The organism is Pseudomonas delhiensis (assembly GCF_900187975.1).
Lineage (GTDB): Bacteria > Pseudomonadota > Gammaproteobacteria > Pseudomonadales > Pseudomonadaceae > Pseudomonas > Pseudomonas delhiensis.
Genome location: NZ_FZPC01000046.1, coordinates 1 through 19,284, shown reverse-complemented (window position 1 = coordinate 19,284; position 19,284 = coordinate 1). Strand labels below are relative to the sequence as shown.

General features: G+C 65.3%; 12 protein-coding genes and 2 pseudogenes. 5 read left to right on the top strand and 9 right to left on the bottom strand.

Annotation, left to right across the window (positions count from 1 at the left end; translation table 11 throughout):
• Positions 1 to 59: 59 nt before the first annotated feature.
• Entirely contained in the window at positions 60 to 1,073 is a 1,014-nt protein-coding gene (locus tag CHC02_RS28115; protein ID WP_089394670.1) for a FecR family protein, read from the bottom strand.
• Positions 1,074 to 1,370: 297 nt separating this feature from the next.
• Between CHC02_RS28115 and pvdQ the strand changes: the two genes are divergently transcribed.
• The 4 genes from pvdQ to CHC02_RS28095 all read left to right on the top strand — a co-directional run bounded on the left by pvdQ (position 1,371) and on the right by CHC02_RS28095 (position 6,668).
• Complete coding sequence (gene pvdQ, locus CHC02_RS28110) at positions 1,371 to 3,653, top strand: bifunctional acylase PvdQ (protein ID WP_089394669.1); 2,283 nt, start codon at positions 1,371 to 1,373, stop codon at positions 3,651 to 3,653.
• A gap of 127 nt (positions 3,654 to 3,780) precedes the next feature.
• On the top strand, positions 3,781 to 4,083 hold the full coding sequence (locus CHC02_RS28105) for a transcriptional repressor (RefSeq protein ID WP_089394668.1): 303 nt from the start codon (positions 3,781 to 3,783) through the stop codon (positions 4,081 to 4,083).
• A gap of 199 nt (positions 4,084 to 4,282) precedes the next feature.
• On the top strand, positions 4,283 to 5,614 hold the full coding sequence (locus CHC02_RS28100) for a lysine N(6)-hydroxylase/L-ornithine N(5)-oxygenase family protein (protein WP_089394667.1): 1,332 nt from the start codon (positions 4,283 to 4,285) through the stop codon (positions 5,612 to 5,614).
• 61 nt (positions 5,615 to 5,675) lie between these two features.
• A complete protein-coding gene (locus CHC02_RS28095; RefSeq protein ID WP_089394666.1) occupies positions 5,676 to 6,668 on the top strand; it encodes a GNAT family N-acetyltransferase in 993 nt (330 codons plus the stop codon).
• Between the two features lie 393 nt (positions 6,669 to 7,061).
• Here the strand turns inward: CHC02_RS28095 and CHC02_RS30830 are convergent.
• The 4 genes and pseudogenes from CHC02_RS30830 to CHC02_RS28080 form a co-directional block, all read right to left on the bottom strand.
• Positions 7,062 to 7,328: pseudogene (locus CHC02_RS30830) on the bottom strand (TonB-dependent siderophore receptor); the annotation flags it as partial.
• Entirely contained in the window at positions 7,232 to 9,217 is a 1,986-nt protein-coding gene (locus tag CHC02_RS28090; RefSeq protein WP_208604369.1) for a TonB-dependent receptor, read from the bottom strand. The gene CHC02_RS28090 and the pseudogene CHC02_RS30830, both read right to left, overlap by 97 nt.
• 212 nt (positions 9,218 to 9,429) lie before the next feature.
• Entirely contained in the window at positions 9,430 to 10,356 is a 927-nt protein-coding gene (locus tag CHC02_RS28085) for a FecR domain-containing protein (RefSeq protein ID WP_089394665.1), read from the bottom strand.
• 38 nt (positions 10,357 to 10,394) lie between these two features.
• Positions 10,395 to 10,919 (bottom strand): sigma-70 family RNA polymerase sigma factor, encoded by a 525-nt coding sequence (locus CHC02_RS28080; RefSeq protein WP_089394664.1) that lies wholly within the window; start codon positions 10,917 to 10,919, stop codon positions 10,395 to 10,397.
• Between the two features lie 192 nt (positions 10,920 to 11,111).
• On the opposite strand from CHC02_RS28080, the gene CHC02_RS28075 reads away from it, so the two are divergent.
• Complete coding sequence (locus CHC02_RS28075) at positions 11,112 to 11,624, top strand: sigma factor (RefSeq protein WP_089394663.1); 513 nt, start codon at positions 11,112 to 11,114, stop codon at positions 11,622 to 11,624.
• Between the two features lies 1 nt (position 11,625).
• Here CHC02_RS28075 and CHC02_RS31030 read toward each other — a convergent pair.
• The 4 genes and pseudogenes from CHC02_RS31030 to CHC02_RS28055 all read right to left on the bottom strand — a co-directional run.
• A pseudogene (locus CHC02_RS31030) lies at positions 11,626 to 12,086 on the bottom strand (site-specific integrase); the annotation flags it as partial.
• Positions 12,087 to 14,389: 2,303 nt separating this feature from the next.
• Entirely contained in the window at positions 14,390 to 15,775 is a 1,386-nt protein-coding gene (locus CHC02_RS28065) for an amino acid permease (RefSeq protein WP_089394662.1), read from the bottom strand.
• Between the two features lie 75 nt (positions 15,776 to 15,850).
• Positions 15,851 to 17,380 carry a histidine ammonia-lyase gene (gene hutH, locus CHC02_RS28060; RefSeq protein ID WP_089394661.1) on the bottom strand — a complete coding sequence of 510 codons (1,530 nt, stop codon included), beginning with the start codon at positions 17,378 to 17,380 and terminating at the stop codon, positions 15,851 to 15,853.
• Between the two features lie 84 nt (positions 17,381 to 17,464).
• Positions 17,465 to 18,511 (bottom strand): OmpA family protein, encoded by a 1,047-nt coding sequence (locus tag CHC02_RS28055; protein ID WP_089394660.1) that lies wholly within the window; start codon positions 18,509 to 18,511, stop codon positions 17,465 to 17,467.
• Positions 18,512 to 19,284: the final 773 nt, after the last annotated feature.

The following is a 19,284-nucleotide window of genomic DNA, read 5'->3' as shown; positions in this document are numbered from 1 at the left end:
GAATGATGCCCGGGGAAATTTAGCGCCGGTAGGGGTGGCGGAGCTTTATCCGCACGCTGTTACAACTGCGCGTAGCGGCTGCTGATGCGGATGCTGCCGTTGTCCTGGCGCTGCAGCTCGACCGGCAGCACCCGGGGCAGGGCGTTGACCAGTTCCTGCAGGTTGCGCGTGCGGTAGGTGCCGCCGATGCGCAGGCTGGCGACCGCCTGGTCGGCCAGCACCAGCGGGGCGTCCAGGTAGCGGTTGATCAGCGGCAGGGCGGCGGCCAGCGACAGGTCGTCGAGCACCAGGCGGCCGTCGCGCCAGGCCAGCACCTGGGCGGGGTCGGCGCTGGCCACCAGCGGCTGCAGCATGCCGGCGCGGTAGCTGGCCTGCATGCCGGGGGTGAGGCTGCTGTCGTTGCCGTCCTTCCCGCTGCGCACCCGCACCGAGCCTTCGGTGACGGTCACGGTGACCTGGTCCTGGTACTTCCACACGTCGAAGCGCGTGCCGGTGACGGTGATGCTGCCCTTGGCGGCGCGCACCACGAAGGGGTGGCTGGCGTCGTGGCTGACGTGGAAGTAGGCCTCGCCCTGGTCCAGCACCACCTGGCGCACGTCGCGGAAGTTGGCGTAGGTCAGGTGGGTATTGAGGTTCAGTTCGACCTCGCTGCCATCGGGCAGGACCACTTTGCGCAAGGTGGCGTCGGCCTGGTAGCGGTGGTAGCTGTCCGGCACCCAGCCCTGCAGCCAGCCCAGGTAGCCGGCGGCCGGCAGCACCAGCAGGGCGAGGGCGGCGGCGCGCAGCTGCTTGCGCCAGGAGCGCCGGCGGCGCACCGCCTGTGCCGGCGGGCGGGGCAGCGGTGGCCGGCGGCCGCTGGTGCGCGGGGTGGGGCGGGCTTCCAGCAGGTGCGCGCTGAGCGTCCAGATATTCTCCACTTCGGCGTACTTGGCCGCATGGCGCGGGTCGCTTTCCAGCCACTGCTGGAACTCCGCGCGCTCGGCGTCGCTGCAGTCCGGCTCGTGCAGGCGCATGCACCAGTGCGCGGCGGCCTGCGCCACGGGATCGCTCGAAGGGGAAGGGGGGGTAGTCATGAAGGGGCCGGTTGAACCTTGCCGCGCCTGTGTCCGGCGCCGCGATGGCGTAGGAAGGATGGGCGCAATTATAGGAGAGCTCGCATCCTACGGAAAGCCGCGCCCGGGCGCCAGCCACCCGAATCCGGCCCGGCGGGGCGCGCACGGAGGGCGCCGGTAAAGTTTCCCGGGCGCGCTTCGTTCCCCTGAGTGCCGGCGTCCGGGGCGGAGCATCCATGCCCCGAACGCCATGGTTCCCAGTCGTCCTGCGCCATCCGCACTCACCGGGTAGCGGCGCGCTCGTACAGAGAAGAATCGATGCCCAAGCGTATCCTCCTGGCCGGCCTCGCCGGCGCCTTGCTCGGCCTGCTGCCCCAGGCCCAGGCCGACAGCGCCCGCCCGGCCGCCCTGGCCGCCGACATCCGCTGGACCGCCTACGGCGTGCCGCACATCCGCGCCACGGACGAACGTGGCCTGGGCTTCGGCATCGGCTATGCCTACGCCCGCGACAACGCCTGCCTGCTGGCCGACGAGATCGTCACCGCCCGTGGCGAGCGCTCGCGCTATTTCGGCGCCGAGGGCGAGTCCTCGGCGCAGGTCGGCAACCTCGCCTCGGACGTCTTCTTCACCTGGCTCAACCGCCCGGAGTCCGTGGAGGCCTTCCGCAAGGTCCAGTCCACGGAAGTGACGCAGTTGCTGGAAGGCTATGCGGCGGGGTTCAACCGCTTCCTGCGCGAGGCCAGCGCCTCCAGCACCAGTTGCCTGGGCCAGCCCTGGCTGAAGCCGATCGACAGCGCCGACCTGGTGCGCCTGACCCGCCGCCTGCTGGTGGAGGGCGGCGTCGGCCAGTTCGCCCAGGCCGTGGTGGCCGCGGCGCCGCCGGGGGCTGCCAATGCGGCCCTGACCGGCGCGGAGGGCTTCCGCCTGGCCGAGCAGCGCCGCGAGCGCTTCCGCCTGGAGCGCGGCAGCAACGCCATCGCCGTCGGTGCGGAGCGCTCGGCCAGCGGCCACGCCCTGTTGCTGGCCAACCCGCATTTCCCCTGGCAGGGCGCCATGCGCTTCTACCAGCTGCACCTGAGCATCCCCGGCAAGCTGGACGTCATGGGCGCGGCGCTGCCCGGGCTGCCGATGGTGAACATCGGTTTCAACCGGCACCTGGCCTGGACGCACACGGTGGATACCTCCAGCCACTTCACCCTCTACCGCCTGGAGCTGGACCCGCAGAACCCGCTGCACTACCGCCTGGACGGGCGCTGGCAGCCGCTGGAGAAGCGCGTGGTGAAGGTGCCGGTGCGCGGCGCCGACGGCCAGTTGCAGACGGTCGAGCACACACTCTACGAATCGGTCTACGGCCCGCTGCTGGTCTGGCCCGGCAAGCTCGACTGGAGCGCCGGCGAAGCCTATGCGCTGCGCGATGCCAACCTGGACAACACCCGGGTGCTGCAGCAGTGGTACTCGATCAACCAGGCGCGCGACGTGGCGGATCTGCGCCACCGCGTGGAGTCCCTGCAGGGCATTCCCTGGGTGAACACCCTGGCCGCCGACGAGCACGGCGACGTGCTCTACCTGAACCAGTCCGTGGTGCCCAACCTGACCCCGGGGCAGCTGCAGGCCTGCGCCATCCCGGCGCTGGTGGCCGAGGGCCTGCCGGCGCTGCAGGGCAACCTCGGGCGCTGTGGCTGGAGCCGCGACCCCGCCGCGGCGCAACCCGGCATCCAGCCGGCCACGCAGTTGCCGGCGCTGGTGCGCCGCGACTTCGTGCAGAACTCCAACGACAGCGCCTGGATGACCAACCCGGCGGCGCCGCTGGAAGGCTTCTCGCCGCTGGCCAGCCGCCAGGACCAGCCGCTCGGCCTGCGCGCCCGCTTCGCGCTGCAGGCCCTGCAGGGCAAGGGCAGCATCGACGAGCCCCTGCTGCAGCGCCTGGTCACCGGCAACCACGTCTACGCCGCCGACCTGGTGCTGCCCGACCTGCTGGAGCTGTGCCGCCGGTTGCAGGACGCCGCGCTGTCGCCGGCCTGTGGCAGCCTCGCCAAGTGGGACCGCAGCGCCAACCTCGATGCCGGCCCGGGCCTGGTCTACTTCCAGCGCTTCATGGCCCGCTTCGACGCGCTGGAGGGCGCCTGGAAGGTGCCGTTCGACCCCGCGCGGCCGCTGCAGACGCCCAGCGGCATCGCCCTGGACAAGCCCGAAGTGGCGAAGCAGGTGCGCGAAGCGCTGCTGGCCGCCAGTGAGGAAGTGCGTGAGCTGGGTGCGGGCAAGCGCTGGGGCGAGCTGCAGGTCAGCAGCGCGGCCCAGCCGCCCATCCCGATCCCCGGTGGCGACGGCCACCTGGGCATCTACAACGCCATGCAGAGCGTGCCCCACGGCGACCACCTGGAGGTGGTGAGCGGCAGCAGCTACATCCAACTGGTCAGCTTCACCGCCGAGGGCCCGCAGGCCAAGGGGCTGCTGGCCTTCTCCCAGGCCAGCGAGCCGCGTTCGCCGCACCATGCCGACCAGACCCGGCTGTTCTCGCGCCAGGCCTGGTCGCCGCTGCCCTTCACCGAGGCGCAGATCGATGCGGACCCCGGCCTGCAGGTGCTGCGCCTGGCGCAATGAAAGGAGGCGTACTCCCATGATTTCCAATGAGCTTCAGGCGCCTGTGGAACGGATTCGAGCATGCAAGAGGAGGGCGGCGCACCCGCAGCACTGGCTGCGCCCGGCCCAGGGGGACAAGGAGAAGCCAATGACCCAATCCAGAGCCAGCGACCCCGCCCGGCGGATTCTGGCCCATGCCGGCCTGCGCACCAGCCTGCCGCGGCTGGTGGTGCTGAGCGCCTTCCACGAGCAGGACGCCTACACGGTGGAAGAGTTGTACCAGCGGCTGCGCGAGCCGACCAACTCCATCACCCTGGCGTGCGTGCAGAGCACCTTGCGCAGCCTGGGGCGCAGCGGCGTCCTGATGCGCGACACCCAGCGCCGCTACCGCCTGGCGCCCTCGTTCTCGATGGCGATGGACGAAGAGGGCGGGCACCACCGTCTGCAGTGATGCGTCCCGCGCGGCCGGCGGGGAAGGGCGGTGCGCTTCCTCGCGGCTGGAAACTCCTACAGAAAACGCTAATGGGACGCATTCTAAATTTCCGTAAGGCGGTCTCGTCTTTCAGAAACAAGGCGCCGATGCGGCGCCCCCAATTGGCCGGCGGACACCCGCCGCGCCTCCTGGCAAACGGGCTAAGGATATTGGCAGCATGACCCAGATGATCACCCCCACCTACGACGTTCTCGGCATCGGTTTCGGGCCGTCCAACCTGGCGCTGGCCATCGCGCTGCAGGAGCAGGCGCAACGCGAGGGCCTCGACTACCACGCGCTGTTCCTCGACAAGCAGGGCGACTACCGCTGGCACGGCAACACCCTGGTGGCGCAGAGCGAACTGCAGATCTCCTTCCTCAAGGACCTGGTGAGCCTGCGCAACCCCACCAGCCCCTACAGCTTCGTCAACTACCTGCACCACCAGGGGCGCCTGGCGGACTTCATCAACCTGGGCACCTTCTACCCGTGCCGCATGGAGTTCAACGACTACCTGCGCTGGGTCGCCCGGCAGTTCACCGAGCAGGCCCGCTACGGCGAGGAAGTGCAGCGCGTGGAGCCGGTCGCCGGCGCCCACGGCATCGACCTGCTCAAGGTGGTCTCGCGCGACGCCGAGGGCCACGAGAACTTCCGCCTGGCGCGCTCCATCGTCCTCAGCACCGGCGGCACGCCGCGCATCCCGGCAGCCTTCGCCAGCCTGCGCGGTGATCCGCGGGTGTTCCACCATGCGCGCTACCTGGAGCGCATGGCCGAGCAGCCCTGCGTGCGCCACGAGCCGATGCGCATCGCGGTGGTCGGCGGCGGGCAGAGCGCCGCCGAGGCCTTCATCGACCTCAACGACAGCTACCCCTCGGTGCAGGTCGACATGATCCTGCGCGCCGCCGTGCTCAAGCCGGCCGACGACAGCCCCTTCGTCAACGAGATCTTCGCGCCCGACTACACCGACCTGGTGTTCCAGGAGCCGGAGAGCGAGCGCGAGAAGCTGATCGCCGAGTACCACAACACCAACTACTCGGTGGTCGACCTCGACCTGATCGAGCGCATCTACGCCATCTTCTATCGCCAGAAGGTCTCCGGGCAGGCCCGCCACGGCTTCCTCTGCCGCCGTCACGTCGAAGGCGTGCGCGCCGACGCCGCCGGCGTGCACCTGAGCCTGCGCGACAGCGCCACCGGCGAGGTGGAGCAGAAGCAGTACGATGCGGTGATCCTGGCCACCGGCTACGAGCGCAATTCGCACCGCGAACTGCTGGCGCCGCTGCAGGCGCACCTGGGCGACTTCCGCGTCGGCCGCGACTACCGCCTGCAGACCGACGCGCAACTGCGCGCCCCCATCTACCTGCAGGGCTTCAGCCAGGCCAGCCATGGCCTCAGCGACACCCTGCTGTCGGTCCTGCCGGCGCGGGCGGAGGAGATTTCCGCCTCGCTGTTCCAGCACCTGCAGCCGCAACCGACCGGGCGCACGGTCTCCGCGCAGGCCGCCGAGACCGCCTGAGCCCATGGGCCCGCACGCCGCACCCCGCAAGGGGGCGGCGCTTCCAAGCGAGAATATCCGCATGTCCAGTCCGCTTCCCGAATCCATCCTGCCGCTGCCCGATGGCCGTCAACTGAGTGCCGAGACGCAGGGACAGCGCCTGGCGCTGTCGCTCGACGGCGCGGTGCTGCTCGCCCTGGAAAGCGATGGCCACGCTTGGCACCTGCTGTCCGAGGCATCGCCCTTCGCCCTCTGGGCCTTCGCCTACTGGTGCTTCGCCGGCGACGAACAGCGCCAGGTACTGCTCCTGCAAACGGCCAACTGCCCGGCCCAGGCGTACGCCGAGGGGCTGCTCAGCCGCAACGGCGACGGCCTGGCGCAGGTTGAGCGCAGCGCCTTCTGGCAACTGCCGCAGCCATGGCTGCGCCAGCCTCGCGAGGGGACGTTCCCCCAGGTGTTCCGCATGGGCGCCGGCAAGCGCCACCCGCTACGCCCGCCCAAGCCGGAAGGTGAGGTCTACCGGCGCTTCGATGCGTGCCTGGGGAGCTGGATTTCCCTGCGCACCCTGGACATCGACGCCGACCTGGAACGCTTCAACCGCTGGCAGAACCACCCGCGCGTACTGGAGTTCTGGCAGGAGGGCGGCAGCCCGGCGCAGCACCGCGCCTACCTGGAAAAGCTGGCGCTGGACCCTCACGCGCTGACCCTGATCGGCTGCTTCGACGACCAGCCCTTCGCCTATTTCGAGGCTTACTGGGCCAAGGAAGACCGCATCGCGCCGTTCTACGAAGTGGACGACTACGACCGCGGCATCCACATGCTGGTGGGCGAGGACAGCCAGCGTGGCCCGCACAAGGTGCAGAGCTGGCTGGACGCCCTGGTCCACTACCTGCTGCTCGACGAGCCGCGCACCCGGCGCATTGTCGCCGAGCCCCGGGCGGACAACGCGCGGATGATCGGCCACATGCAGCGCCTGGGCTTCTGGCGGGAAAAGGAATTCGACTTCCCGCACAAGCGCGCGGCGCTGATGGTGCAGAGCCGGGAGACCTTCTTCGAGCGCTGCAACCTGCGCTGAAGGGCCGGTCTCAAAAGGGGCAGCCTGAGAGCGGCGACCTGCCTGCACGAATCGATGCCTGCCCTCGACCATGCTCCTGTCGATGACAGGGGAGGGCGAGGGCAACGTCTTGGCCTCCGGCTCGCGAAGCTCGTGCAGTTGACCATCCTCACCGACCGTTCGCGGCCACAACCAGAGCCCCGGCATGACACCGGGGCGCTGTCGTTCCAGCGGGAAGCGACGGAGGGGCACCATGCCGCTCAGAACTTGTAGTTCAAGGTGGCCAGGACGTTGCGGGGCGCCCCACACGCCTTGGCCGTACCAGTTCACCGCGGTCTGGTACTTCTCGTCGAACAGGTTGTTGACGTTCAGCTGCGCCGAGACCTGGGGCGTGATGTCGTAGCGGGCCATCAGGCTGGCGACCAGGTAGTCGGACTGCTCCTGGCGCTGGCCCTGGGGACCTACGCCGTCGTAGTAGATGCGGCTCTGCCAGTTGGCACCGCCGCCCACCGTCAGCTGCTTCCATTGCCCCGGCAGGCGGTAGGTGGTGAACAGGCGTGCCATGGTGCGCGGCAGCTGGGTGTTCACGTCGTTGTCGTCGGAGTCCTTGGCGCTGTAGTGGGTGGCGAAGAAGAAGGCGTTCCAGTTCTCGGTGAGCGCGCCGGACAGCTCGAACTCCACGCCCTTGGAGGTGCGCCGTCGGTGGCGTAGTAGGCCGGGCTGTCGGGGTTGCCGGGCACGGAGTAGCCGACGTCCTGCTGGCCGAGGTTGTCCTGGACGATGCGGAAGGCGGCCAGCGAGGCGTTCAGCCTGCCGTCGAGGAATTCGCCCTTGATGCCGGCCTCGTAGGCGTCGCCGGTGACCGGGTCGAGCCAGGCGCCGTTGCGGTCGCGGTAGTCCTGGAAGTTGAAGATGCTGGTGTAGCTGGCGTACAGCGAGTAGGTCTGGTTCAGGTCGTAGACCAGGCCGGCATAGGGGATGAACTTGTGGTCGCTGTAGTCGTACTCGCCCGAGGAGGCCCAGCCGGCGCCCTCGCGGTCGTACTGGGTGAAGCGGCCGCCGAGGATCAGTTTCAGCGGGTCGGCCAGGGACAGGCGCAGGGCGGCGTAGCCGGCCTTCTGCTTGGTGTGGTTGCGCTCGGAGAGTTCGCGGTTCTCGTAGTCCCACTCCGGCTCCGCCACGTGGCCGAAGTCGTACACGCTGACCGGGGATAGCCAGGGCGTCTTGTTGCCGATCCAGTCGAAGGAGTACTTGTGGTCGAAGTAGGTGGCGCCGACCACGGCCTCGTGGGTGCGCCCGAACAGCTCGAACGGGCCGGACAGGCGCAGGTCGGTGCTCTGCTGCTTGCGCTCGCCGGGGAAGCGGGACTGCGAGGGTTCGGCGTCGATCAGGCCGGTCTCGGTGTCGGGAAAGCCCCAGTTGAAGATGCGTGCGTTGTCCACCTCGTTGCGGTTGTGCATCACCCGGAACTGCGCCTGCCAGTCGTTATCGAAGCGGTGCTCGAGGTTGGCGAAGAAGTTCTTGACCTCGACTTCCTCGGTGTTCCACTTCGGCGCGATGCTGAACGAACGGCTGTAGTGGGTCTTCGAGCCGTCGCTGTTCCACAGCGGCACGCCGCCGTAGGTCAGGCCGTCGGCGTCGGACTTCTGGTAGCTGGCGCCCAGGCTCAGGGTGGTGGCGTCGGTCAGGTCCACGTCGACCACGCCGTAGACCACGTGGCCCTCGCGGGAATAGCGGTCGAAGAAGTTCTTCTTGTCCTGGTAGGCGCCCACCAGGCGGCCGCGCACGTTGCCGGTGGGCGTCAGCGGGCCCGACAGGTCCAGGGTGCTGCGGTAGTTGTCCCAGGAGCCGGCGCTGACCTGGGCCTCGCCGCGGAATTCCTTGCTGTCGGCGCGCTTGCGCACCAGGTTGACCGAGACCGAGGGCTCGCCGGCGCCGGTGAGCAGGCCGGTGGCGCCGCGGACGATCTCGATGCGGTCGTAGATGATGGCGTCCAGCTCGGACTCGCCCGCGGCGTAGTTGCTCTTGTAGTAGCTGGAAATGCCGTCGTACTGCAGGTCGTTGATGAAGAAGCCGCGCGAGGCGAAGACGGTGCGCTCGCTATCCAGTTGCGGCGCGGAGATGCCCGGCGCGTTGGCCAGCACGTCGCCGAGGGTGGTCATGTTCTGGTCGTCCATCCGCTGGCGGGTGATGACGCTCACCGACTGCGGCGTTTCGCGTGTCGACAGCGGCAGGCCGGTGGCGGCGGCGGTGGCGCCGGTGGTGTAGGAGCCGGTGCCTTCGGTGGTGGTGCCCAGGGGGCTGGAGATGACCTGGGTAACGCCCAGGTTCACCGGCTCTTCCGAGACCGGCTTCATGGTGTAGCGGCCGTCGCTGTCCTGCACGGCCTGCAGGCCGGAGCCATCGAGGAGCTGTTGCAGGGCTTGCTGCACGCTGTAGCGGCCGTCCAGGCCGTGGCTCACGCGGCCGTCGGTCAGCGCCGGGTCGAAGGAGATCAGGACCTTGGCTTCGGTGGCGAAGCGCGTCAGCACTGCGCCCAGGTCGCCTTTGCCGATGTGGTATTCGCGCACGTCGGCGCCATCGGGTTCGGCCTGGGCGGGACGCCCAGGCCCAGTACGGCGGAAAACAGCAGCGCCTGGGCCAGCGCCAGGGGGAGGGGACGTGGGGCGAAGGGTGCTCTCATGGTGGTGTTGTGCTCTTCCAGGTTGGCAGTGGGGCGTTTGCCCTCTGCTTGATGAGTCGAAGGAGCACGGGGAAACCTATCAGCGGCCCGCAGAAATTTTCAGCGAGGCACGACCTTGACCCAATAGCGGGTGCGCTGGACGACCCGCACCGGCAGGCTGGAGGCCACCGCCCGCAGGGCCTTGTCGGTGTCGTCCAGGGAGAAGGTGCCGCTGATCCTGAGCCCCGCCACGGCGGGGTCGCAGTGCAGCCAGCCGCTGCGATAGCGAGCCAGCTTGGCCAGGAACTCATCCAGCCGCTGCCGGTTGGCGACCAGCAGCCCGGTGCTCCAGGCATCCTGGCCCGGAGAAACGGGGAAAGGCCTGCCGGCAGCATCGGCACTGAGCGAGCACTGCTGGCCGGCCTCGAGCAACAGCGGCTGGCCGTGGGCCGGCGTGAGGCGGACACGGTGCTCGAAGACCGCGACCTGGGCGCTGTCGTCCTGCAGGCGCACGGCGAAGCGGGTGCCCAGCGCCTGCACCGTTCCTTGCGGCACCTGGACGAGGAAGGGGCGGTTCAGGCTATCGGGGGCCGTGGTCACCAGCAGCTCGCCGCGACGCAGGATCAACTGGCGCTGGTGGGCGTCATAGGCGACATCCACCGCGCTGTCGCTGTTGAGCTGTACGCGGGTGCCGTCAGGCAAGGTAGTGCCGAACCGCTCGCCCAGCGGGCTACGCAGGTCCGCATCCCATCCCGCCGTCCTGGTGTAGCGAAGGCCGCCATAGCCCAGTGCCGTGCCGCCTGTGACGAGCACGAAGCCCTTGAGCAGCGTGCGTCGGTTCAGGCGTCCGTTCCGCTCGGCCTGGAGCAGGGCCCGGGGCGCGAGCGAAGCAGGCAGGCGGCCGAACTGGCCAAGCGTCAGCTCCACCTGGCGCCAGGCCCAGGCGTTCTCGCCGCGCTCTTCCAGCCAGCGCTGCCAGGCATTGCGGTCGTGCTCGGTGGCGTGTTCGCTCTGCAGCAGGCTGTGCCAGGTGGCGGCCTGCTCCAGCGCTTCGCGCTGCTGTCGGTCGAGGCGGTCCAGGAGGCTCAGGGCAGGGCTCCCAGGCGGAAGAGCATGCAGTGATGGGTGGCCTTGGCGATGTAGCGGGTGATGGTGACCTCGCTGAGGTCCTCGGCTTCGGCGATCTTCCGGTAGGTCATGCCCTCGAGTTGGGAGAGCAGGAAAGCGCGCCGCACCTTCGGGCCCAGCCCGGCCAGCATACGGTCCAGCTCGCAGAGCGTTTCCAGCAGGATGGCCCGGTCCTCTTCGCTGATTTCCAGCGCCTCGGGCTGGCCGGCCAGCTCCTCGAGCCAGGCGCGCTCCAGGCGATCGCGCCGGTAGTGGTCGATCATCAGCCTACGCGCGATGGTGGCCAGGTAGCCCCGGGGCTCGCGTACCTCCTGCAGGCGATCCGGGGCGTCCTGGGCAGTCAGGATGCGGATGAACACATCCTGCACCAGGTCCCGGGCAAGCTCGGTGCAATTGACCCGCGGCCGCAACCAGCCTAGCAGCCAGCGGTGATTGTCTTGATAGAGGTGACTCACCAATTCCCTGGTACGCGATGCCGACATGGATAGTCCGGTTCATGAAATTGAGACTTATTACCATCTTATGATTTTCGCCAGGCCTCCGGCAAGGCTGGCACGGAAGAGGGGATGCCTGTCTGCCTGGCTTGTTTTGCGGGTGGCTATCAGGTTGCAAATGGTAACTATTTACATTTTGCAATCCCTCCCTGCGCTTCTCCAGCAACCACGAGGCCACCAATGTCCGTCGCCGAGCTTCCCGGGCAGCAGGGGCTGCATTTGCTGTATAGCGATCACCACGGCTGGCTCAAGGGATGGCTGTACAAGGGCCTTGGCAATGCAGCCGACGCAGCGGACATGGCGCATGACGTGTTTTTGCGTCTGCTCGTCAAACCTGCTTCCCGTGGATTCTCCAGCCCTGTCGATGCGCGCGCTTATTTGTGCGCGATGGCCCGCGGAATGTGCGTCGACCTGTGGCGCCGGCGCGAGGTGGAGCGGGCCTGGCTGGACACGCTGGCTGCCCAGCCGGAGCCTTTCGAGCCCTCGCCCGAGTTCCGCATGATGGTGATCGAGAGGATCCTGGAGATTGGCGCCGTGCTTGCGCGCCTCTCCGACAAGGCGCAGAAGGCATTCGTGACCCGCCGGGGCAGGAGCGCGAGCAGGGCGGCACCCAGGCCACGACGGCGCCGCCGGCGGGCAAAGTGGTGCTCTACACCGTGCTGTTCGACGTGGACAACGCCGATGGCGCGCTGATGCCGCACACGGCGAAGACCTGCGCCACCGAACCCTGGGACATGCGGTACGGGCGCAAGGGCAGGGGGCTCATGGCCTCGCTGGCGAGCTTGCGCTCGCGCTTGGCCAGGGTGGTGCTGAAGGGGCGCCAGGCGGGGTTCGGCACATGGCTGTCGGACGCCAGCTTCTTGCGGCCGCCTAGGCGCATGAAACGCGACTTGATGACCGGGCCGACCCAGTCGGCGGGCGGGTTGAGGCAGAATTCCATGAAGGCCTCGGCATCGCGGCGGCGCAGGTCGAGCAGCGGCTTGCCGGCCACCAGCAGGGCCCATGCACGGCGAAGTAGCCCTCGATGGCCCGCACGTCTTCGTCGAACGCCTGCAGGTAGCCGCGCACCACGGGCAATTCCTCGCTCAGCTGCATGAAGTTCAGCTCATGGAAACGGGCGAAGGTCTCGAAGAGTGGTTGTGGCGATTGCGGCATCGTCAGGGCTGGGAATGGGGAAAACGGTGCTCGCACCGGGGTATGGCGCAATATCCAGGTCTGGCTGTTATCGGATATTACTTGCGCGCTAACGAATAGACCCGGCGGGGCGGGAAGCGACAGACAGGAAGGCCTGCAGCCTGCATTCTAGACAGCTTGAGCCCTGCAGGTCGAGGGGCCGTGAGGCGATTTTCGCATGTCGCGGCAAGGCAGCCATTGCGACGCCCATGGCCGCTGGAGGCCGGTTGGGACAGGCGTTCTGAATGTCTCGCCGCGATCAACCGGGCCAGGATCACTGGCGGCAGCTCTGGCTCTGGTTGGGGTCGCGTCGATGAATCCCGCCAAGCCATAAAGGGAGCGCCACGCGGATCGGCGCCAATGCAGCCTGAGGTCGGTTGCGTGTCGCTGTGACAGGCGAACTGCGAACGCGAACGGGTGATGCGCCTGCGTGAAAAGCGTGACGGGGAATGGCCACGAGGCTTGCAGATTTCACGTAGCGTCGCGCTGCGTTGTGGTGTTGGTGTTGGTGTTGGTTGGTGTTGGACCAGGGCTTGAACGGATGCCGGCGGATTCGCTCGGGGAATGTGAAATGATCGAGCACTGAGCTTGTGAGCGAAACCTGTCACGAACCGAAGGCCACGATGGATCGACACTACGAAGCCGGTTCGACAGGAAGGCAGAAAGAGAAACGGGCAACGGGCAACGGGCAACGGGCAACGGGCAACGGGCAAGCAGCAATGATGATTGAGCGGAGACGAAGCAACAGCTGGTCGATCAGGGGGACGGTGTCGAAGCCGGCAAACAAGCGGTTTTCCCTGGTGGATTCTGCAGGGGCCATCTGCACCTGCGCTTATCCATGACTTCGCATAATGTATATTATGTTAAATTTAGTATTTGCCAGGATGACGCTGGAGCGATGCCTGCTGCCTTCCACCTCCTGATCTGGAGAAACCGCCCCCAGCAAAATGCCCCCTTTCTCTTCTACCCGTTCCCTGACAACGCTCCTTCGTGAAGGTGTGCGCAATGGGTTCTGTTCGAACGTCCTGTGTGGAGCCTTCGGGAAAGATCGATGCAGTAGACATCGATTGCCGCCTCGATTGGATGCCGGCCTGCATGGCATTTGATCGAGTATTCGCTCAAGAACTTTGCGCGCACGCTCATCAATGTTTCCCATGCCCTGGTTTACATGACCGAAGAAAACTTCGAACTTCGAGACGCCGCCAAATAAAGTCAAGACAAGTTCTATTTTTACTGGCCTCGCAAAGTGGTTAGATAAGTCGCTCTCTTCCCTTTTGGCTTTGGTTTACGGGCGCTACCACGATGACGCGGTTCGTCGCTCTGTTATCGATGATTTTGGTAGCGCCCATTTTTTAAGGGCCACATCCGGGGCTGGGGAGCTGAATACCTGCAATTACCCAAATTGCCCGAATATGAAAGTGACTACCTGGCCTCGACGAGGCCGACTTCCGCTCGCATCTGCAAGAAAGTTCTCGCAGCCTTCCTCTCATTTCCAACTATCAGAGTAAATATACTGTCCTACCAGGAGCAGGCCATGATTCAATCCTCCACTCCCCCCGGATGGCGTGTTGCGCGTCACTGGCAATGGGCCTACCGCAGGATCAAACGCCTGGAGTGCTCGCACGCCATCGCATGCTATCGCGCCACCCGCTACAGCCTGCTCGGATGCACCGGATACTTCTTCTGCAACAAAGGCCTCCTCAAGGTCCACCTGTACCGGTCATGCCGAGGCCATGATTCTTCAGCATGATCGTCGGCCAGCCGAGCGACTCCTTGCCGCAACATGATAAAGGCAAGTTTTTCAGACAAGTCATATATCTCCATATCCAGGGCCGGTGTCTAATTACCTCGCAACAACCACGCATTGAAATCATCGACTAATCCACAGTCATTGGGGCGCGATCAGCTTCACCTCACTCCGGTGCTGCTCCTACCACGCTGATCTGCGCCCCACCCTTTTTTTCCCACCTTTTTCCCCCACCCTCATTCCATTACCGGCTCACCGGGCTGGCGGACTCCGCCTGCGATTGGCCGCGTAGGGTGCATAACGCCTACGGCGTTATCCGCCGTCATCGTCAGGCACCGGCGCCTCGGTCAGCTGCGCCACGTCGCTCTTCGCAGGACGGGTTGAGCTTGGAAGCCCATACGGTCGTGGCGATGGGTATCGCTTCCCTCAACCCCCCTCTACGGAGCCACAATGCCGCAACGCTCAGGGCCGCTCTCATTGCGATAGCGGCCCAAAGGCCAGCGTCAACGCTGGCCAGGCATCCGGAACCTCAGGCTCATCAGCCTACATCCTCGGCAACGTTGTCCCCTGCCCCTCCCCTGCGATTCATGGTCCGGAACCCGATCACGAGCAGGCCTACCCAGGCGAAGCCGGCCCAGAGCGCCATCTGGGTCTTCGGAAACGCGGCCAGTATGGCGAATATGAACAGCATGAAGACGATTGCGGCGGCTGGGGCATAAGGCCAGAAAGGCACCTTGTACTTCAGCCGTGCGGCTTCCTGCGCCGTCATTTGCCGGCGCATGCCAACCTGCGACAGCAGGATCATCAGCCACACCCAGACCGTGGCGAACGTCGCCAGGGACGCGATCAACAGGAAAACGTCCTCCGGTATGAGGTAGTTCAGGACAACGCCAAGCAAGAGCGCCCCGGCCATCACCACCACGGTGAGCCAGGGCACGCCATTGCGGGAAACCTTGGCAAAGCTGCCAGGTGCCTGCCCCCGGAGGGCCATGCCGTAGAGCATGCGGCCTGCGCCGAAAATGTCGCTGTTGATGGCCGACAGCGCCGCGGTGATGACCACCAGGTTCAGGATTGCAGCGGCCGCGCTGATTCCCAGGCCGTCGAAGATCTGGACAAATGGGCTGCCCTGCGTACCGATCTGCGGCCATGGGAAGATCGCCATCAGCACGAACAGGGTCAGCACGTAGAACAGCAGGATACGAACCGGCACGGCATTGATCGCCCTGGGTATGGCGCGCTGCGGGTCTTCTGCCTCGCTTGCGGTGATACCGATGATCTCGATGCCGCCAAAGGCGAAGACGACAACCGCAAATGATGCGATCACCCCGCCGATGCCGTTCGGCATGAAACCGCCATGCGCCCAGAGGTTGCTTACGCCAGCCTCCGCGGTGTCGAGGCCAAAGCCAAAGAGCAGTATCCCGAAGCCGGCCAGGATCATCGAGACGATGGCCGCGACCTTGACCAGCGATAGCCAGAATTCCATCTCGCCGAACACCTTGACGGTGCACAGGTTCAGCCCGGCGATGAAGAATATGACCGACAGGACCCAGATCCACCGAGGCACCTCCGGGAACCAGAACCCCATGTAGATTCCGAACGCGGTGACATCCGCCAGGCACACGATGATCATCTCGAAGGCATAGGTCCACCCGGTGATGAACCCTGCCAGTGGCCCAAGGTATGAACTGGCATATTCACTGAACGCGCCCGCCACGGGATCGCGAACGGCCATTTCACCCAGGGCCCGCATGACCATGTATACCGCCATGCCTGCGACGAGGTAGGCCAGAAGTACTGCAGGGCCTGCCATCTGGATCGCGGAGGCGGAGCCATAGAACAGGCCTGTGCCAATGGCAGACCCCAAGGCGATGAACCGAATATGACGCGCGTTCAGCCCGCGCTGCAGGCCAGCTTGCTTCGACATTCCATGTACTCCTGATCGTTGATTGTTCTTGTCATACAGGATGCAAGGCGCCCCGAGGGGCGCCGGAAAAAGGGTTTAAAGGCTTGGCAGAACTCCCGCAGGCATCAGCGTGGTGAGGCAGCCATTTGCGAGCAGCCTGCTGGCAGCCTCGATGTCTGGCGCGAAGAAACGATCTTCCTGGTAGTACGGAACCGTCTCCCGCAGGATGTGGCGGGCCTGCTCCAGGCTTGCGGAGGTTCTAAGCCCCTTTCGGAAGTCCAGCCCCTGGCACGCGCCCAGCCATTCGATGGCGATGATTCCTCGAACGTTTTCCGCCATTGCCCAGAGGCGCTTGCCTGCATTGGGCGCCATGGATACGTGGTCTTCCTGGTTGGCGGACGTGGGCAGGCTATCGACGCTGGCAGGGTGAGCCAGCGCCTTGTTGTCGCTGGCCAAGGCCGCGGCTGTGACTTGCGCGATCATGAAGCCCGAGTTGACCCCGCCGTTCTCGACCAGGAATGGCGGCAGTTGCGACATGTGCCGGTCCATCATCAGGGAGATGCGTCGCTCCGACAGCGAGCCGATTTCCGCAATGGCCAGCGCGATGTTGTCGGCAGCCATTGCCACCGGCTCTGCGTGGAAGTTCCCACCCGAAATGACGTCGCCGCTGTCGGCGAACACCAGTGGATTGTCCGAAACCGCATTGGCCTCGACCTCGAGGACCGCCGCCGCATTGCGCAATTGAGTCAGGCAGGCGCCCATCACTTGCGGCTGGCAGCGCAACGAGTACGGGTCTTGCACCTTGTCGCAGTGCTCATGCGAGCGCGCGATTTCGCTGTCGTCGGTCAGCAATGCCCTGTACGCCGCCGCGATGTCGATCTGCCCCTCCTGGCCCCGAGCCGCATGGATCCGGGGATCGAAGGGCGCGCGCGAGCCGAGCATGGCTTCTACGCTCAGCGCCCCGCATACGGTCGCCGCGGCAAGCAGGTCTTCAGCTTCGAACAGCCCTCGCAGCGCATAGGCCGTGGACACCTGCGTTCCATTGAGCAGCGCCAGGCCCTCTTTTGCCGCCAAGGTCAGCGGCTCCAGGCCGGCAATTGCCAATGCCTGGGGGGCTGGCAACCACTCGCCGCGGTATCTCGCCTTGCTTTCGCCCAGCAGCACCAGCGACATGTGCGCCAAGGGGGCCAGGTCACCCGACGCCCCTACCGAACCTTTCAGCGGGATGTGGGGATATACCTCGGCATTGATCAAGGCGACGAGCGCCTCGATGACCTTTCGGCGGATGCCCGAATAGCCTCGCGCCAGGCTATTCACCTTCAGCAACATGATGAGGCGCACCATGGCGTCGTCCAGGGCATCGCCGACGCCGGCCGCATGCGAAAGCACCAGCGAGCGCTGCAGCTTCTCCAGTTCATCGGGGGCGATACGGGTCGAGGCCAGAAGGCCGAAGCCGGTGTTGATGCCGTATGCGGTACGCCCCTCGGCAAGGATTCGTTCAACGCAGGCGACGCTGGCATCGATGGCGCTTGCGCAAGATTCATCCAGCAAGATGCGGATGGGCTGCTGGTACGCTGCTCGCAGTTGCCTGAGTCGCAGATTTCCAGCGGTAAGACAAAGGTTCAAATCTCTATCTCCTTCACGCTCCAGGATTCCTGATCGCCCATGGATGCACCCGGCTTCGGCCGGGTGCATCCATGGGGGTGGGAGTTACTTGACCTGAGTCTCCACTTCGGCTTCTACGCGACGGTTGACTGCGCGGCCCGCCTCGCTCGCGTTGTCGGCGACCGGGCGGGTTTCGCCGTAGCCAATTGCGCTGACGCGCTCGGAGCCCACGCCATACTCGCTGACCAGCACGTCGCGAACGGCGTTGGCGCGACGCTCGGACAGTTTCTGGTTGTAGGCGTCGGGGCCGACGGAGTCGGTATGACCTTCGACGGTGGTGGTGGTCGCCGGGTACTGGTTCATGAAGCGGGCCAGGTTCTTGATGTCGCCATAGCTTTCTTCTTTCACCCGGGACTTGTCGAAGTCGAACTTCACGTCCAGTTCGACCCGTACCACCTCTGCAACCGCCGGGCAGCCGCTTTCGTCGACGGTGACATTGGCCGCGGTGTCAGGGCACTTGTCGACGTTGTCGCACACGCCATCGTTGTCGCTGTCGGAACATACCTCCGGGGGCGCTACGGGCGCGGGCTTCGCGGCCTTGGACGAGCCACCGAAGTTGACGCCCACACCCACGCCAGCCATCCACTCGGCCTCCTGCGCATCGAGGTTGTACATGCCGTCCAGGCCCGCCTTGGCGAAGAGGTTCTCGGTGAAGTAGTACTTCAGGCCGGCGCCGACGTTGGCGAAGGTGCTGTGGTCGCGGCCGGTGCGTGGCGGCAGGTTGCTGATGTTCTGGTGAGCGAAGCCGCCGGACACGTATGGACGCAGACCAGCGCCCGGGGTGCCGAAGTGGTAGACCCCGTCGAGGGCCGCGAGGTTGCCCTTGACGTCCTTGTGGCCGTTCGGTGGGAAAGCATCATAGGAAGTCATGTCATGGTATTCGCCGTAGGACAACACCAGGGCAAGGTCATTGCTCAGGAAATATCCCAGCGAACCACCATAGAGGTTGCCGTTCTCGATATCGCGAGAACTATCGGTGAAGTAGCGCTTGCCGAATGCCTCCATCTCGACCGCGCCCGTTCCCTGGGCCAGTGCGCCGAGCGAAAAAGTGGCAACCAGGCTGCCCACGGCAAACGTGCTTTTCAATTTCATTTATGAACTTCCATCATCTATTGGTGTTTGGATTGAAAGCTTGAGACCGAACTGCCAAAAATCGCACGCGGCAATGGCCATGATTGACTCGCAGTAATTAAATCTCTCCAGGCTGCTTTTTCACAAACAATCCGAAAGAGACTTCCCGAAGCAGCAGAACGGCCGGCGACGACTACAGGATCAAGGACATCAATATCTAGCCACTGCAATAACCCCAATGAATGCATGAGAGGTTGATGCTAATTCAGTGACTTAAAGACCAACCATACAACGCTGTCTCAAATTTTCCCCGAGTACCAAAAAAAATCGGTCAAGTACCAATGGCGATCGAATCAGCCTGCTTGCGCACCCATAATCTGGCGAGCTGGCCCCGCCTGAATGAAAGGAACCGACAGCATGGCGCCCGTCGGGCTCCAGAGGCCGCCGACATGAAGACCTCCCTCCAGCCGCCCGCAGCTTTTGAAAAGTAAGACCAGGAAGGGGTGATTTCGAACGGATCAGATATTTCAAACTCTAGTGGCTACCTAATATTGCAGGCGCGTTAAACCGCAGTCATTCCCAAGCAGCAGGCGCCGAAGTCCAGTGCCCGAATAGCAATACGCACAAACAGCGTGCCAGGGACTTTCTCGTGAAATTGCGTTGTCCGTTGGGCAACAGCCAGTCGTTTTCTTGAGCAGCATGGCGGGCATCTGTTTTTTGCGGCGGGATGAGAACCTACACCCTGTAATTATCTGGCTACCCAAACCCATGCATAATCTGATTGACAGTTCCCT

Bases quoted from the DNA above. Each gene is read 5' to 3' on its own strand.
- CHC02_RS28115 (WP_089394670.1), bottom strand. From the start codon at position 1,073: ATGACTACCCCCCCTTCCCCTTCGAGCGATCCCGTGGCGCAGGCCGCC.
- pvdQ (WP_089394669.1), top strand. From the start codon at position 1,371: ATGCCCAAGCGTATCCTCCTGGCCGGCCTCGCCGGCGCCTTGCTCGGC.
- CHC02_RS28105 (WP_089394668.1), top strand. From the start codon at position 3,781: ATGACCCAATCCAGAGCCAGCGACCCCGCCCGGCGGATTCTGGCCCAT.
- CHC02_RS28100 (WP_089394667.1), top strand. From the start codon at position 4,283: ATGACCCAGATGATCACCCCCACCTACGACGTTCTCGGCATCGGTTTC.
- CHC02_RS28095 (WP_089394666.1), top strand. From the start codon at position 5,676: ATGTCCAGTCCGCTTCCCGAATCCATCCTGCCGCTGCCCGATGGCCGT.
- CHC02_RS28080 (WP_089394664.1), bottom strand. From the start codon at position 10,919: ATGTCGGCATCGCGTACCAGGGAATTGGTGAGTCACCTCTATCAAGAC.
- CHC02_RS28075 (WP_089394663.1), top strand. From the start codon at position 11,112: ATGTCCGTCGCCGAGCTTCCCGGGCAGCAGGGGCTGCATTTGCTGTAT.
- CHC02_RS28065 (WP_089394662.1), bottom strand. From the start codon at position 15,775: ATGTCGAAGCAAGCTGGCCTGCAGCGCGGGCTGAACGCGCGTCATATT.
- CHC02_RS28055 (WP_089394660.1), bottom strand. From the start codon at position 18,511: ATGAAATTGAAAAGCACGTTTGCCGTGGGCAGCCTGGTTGCCACTTTT.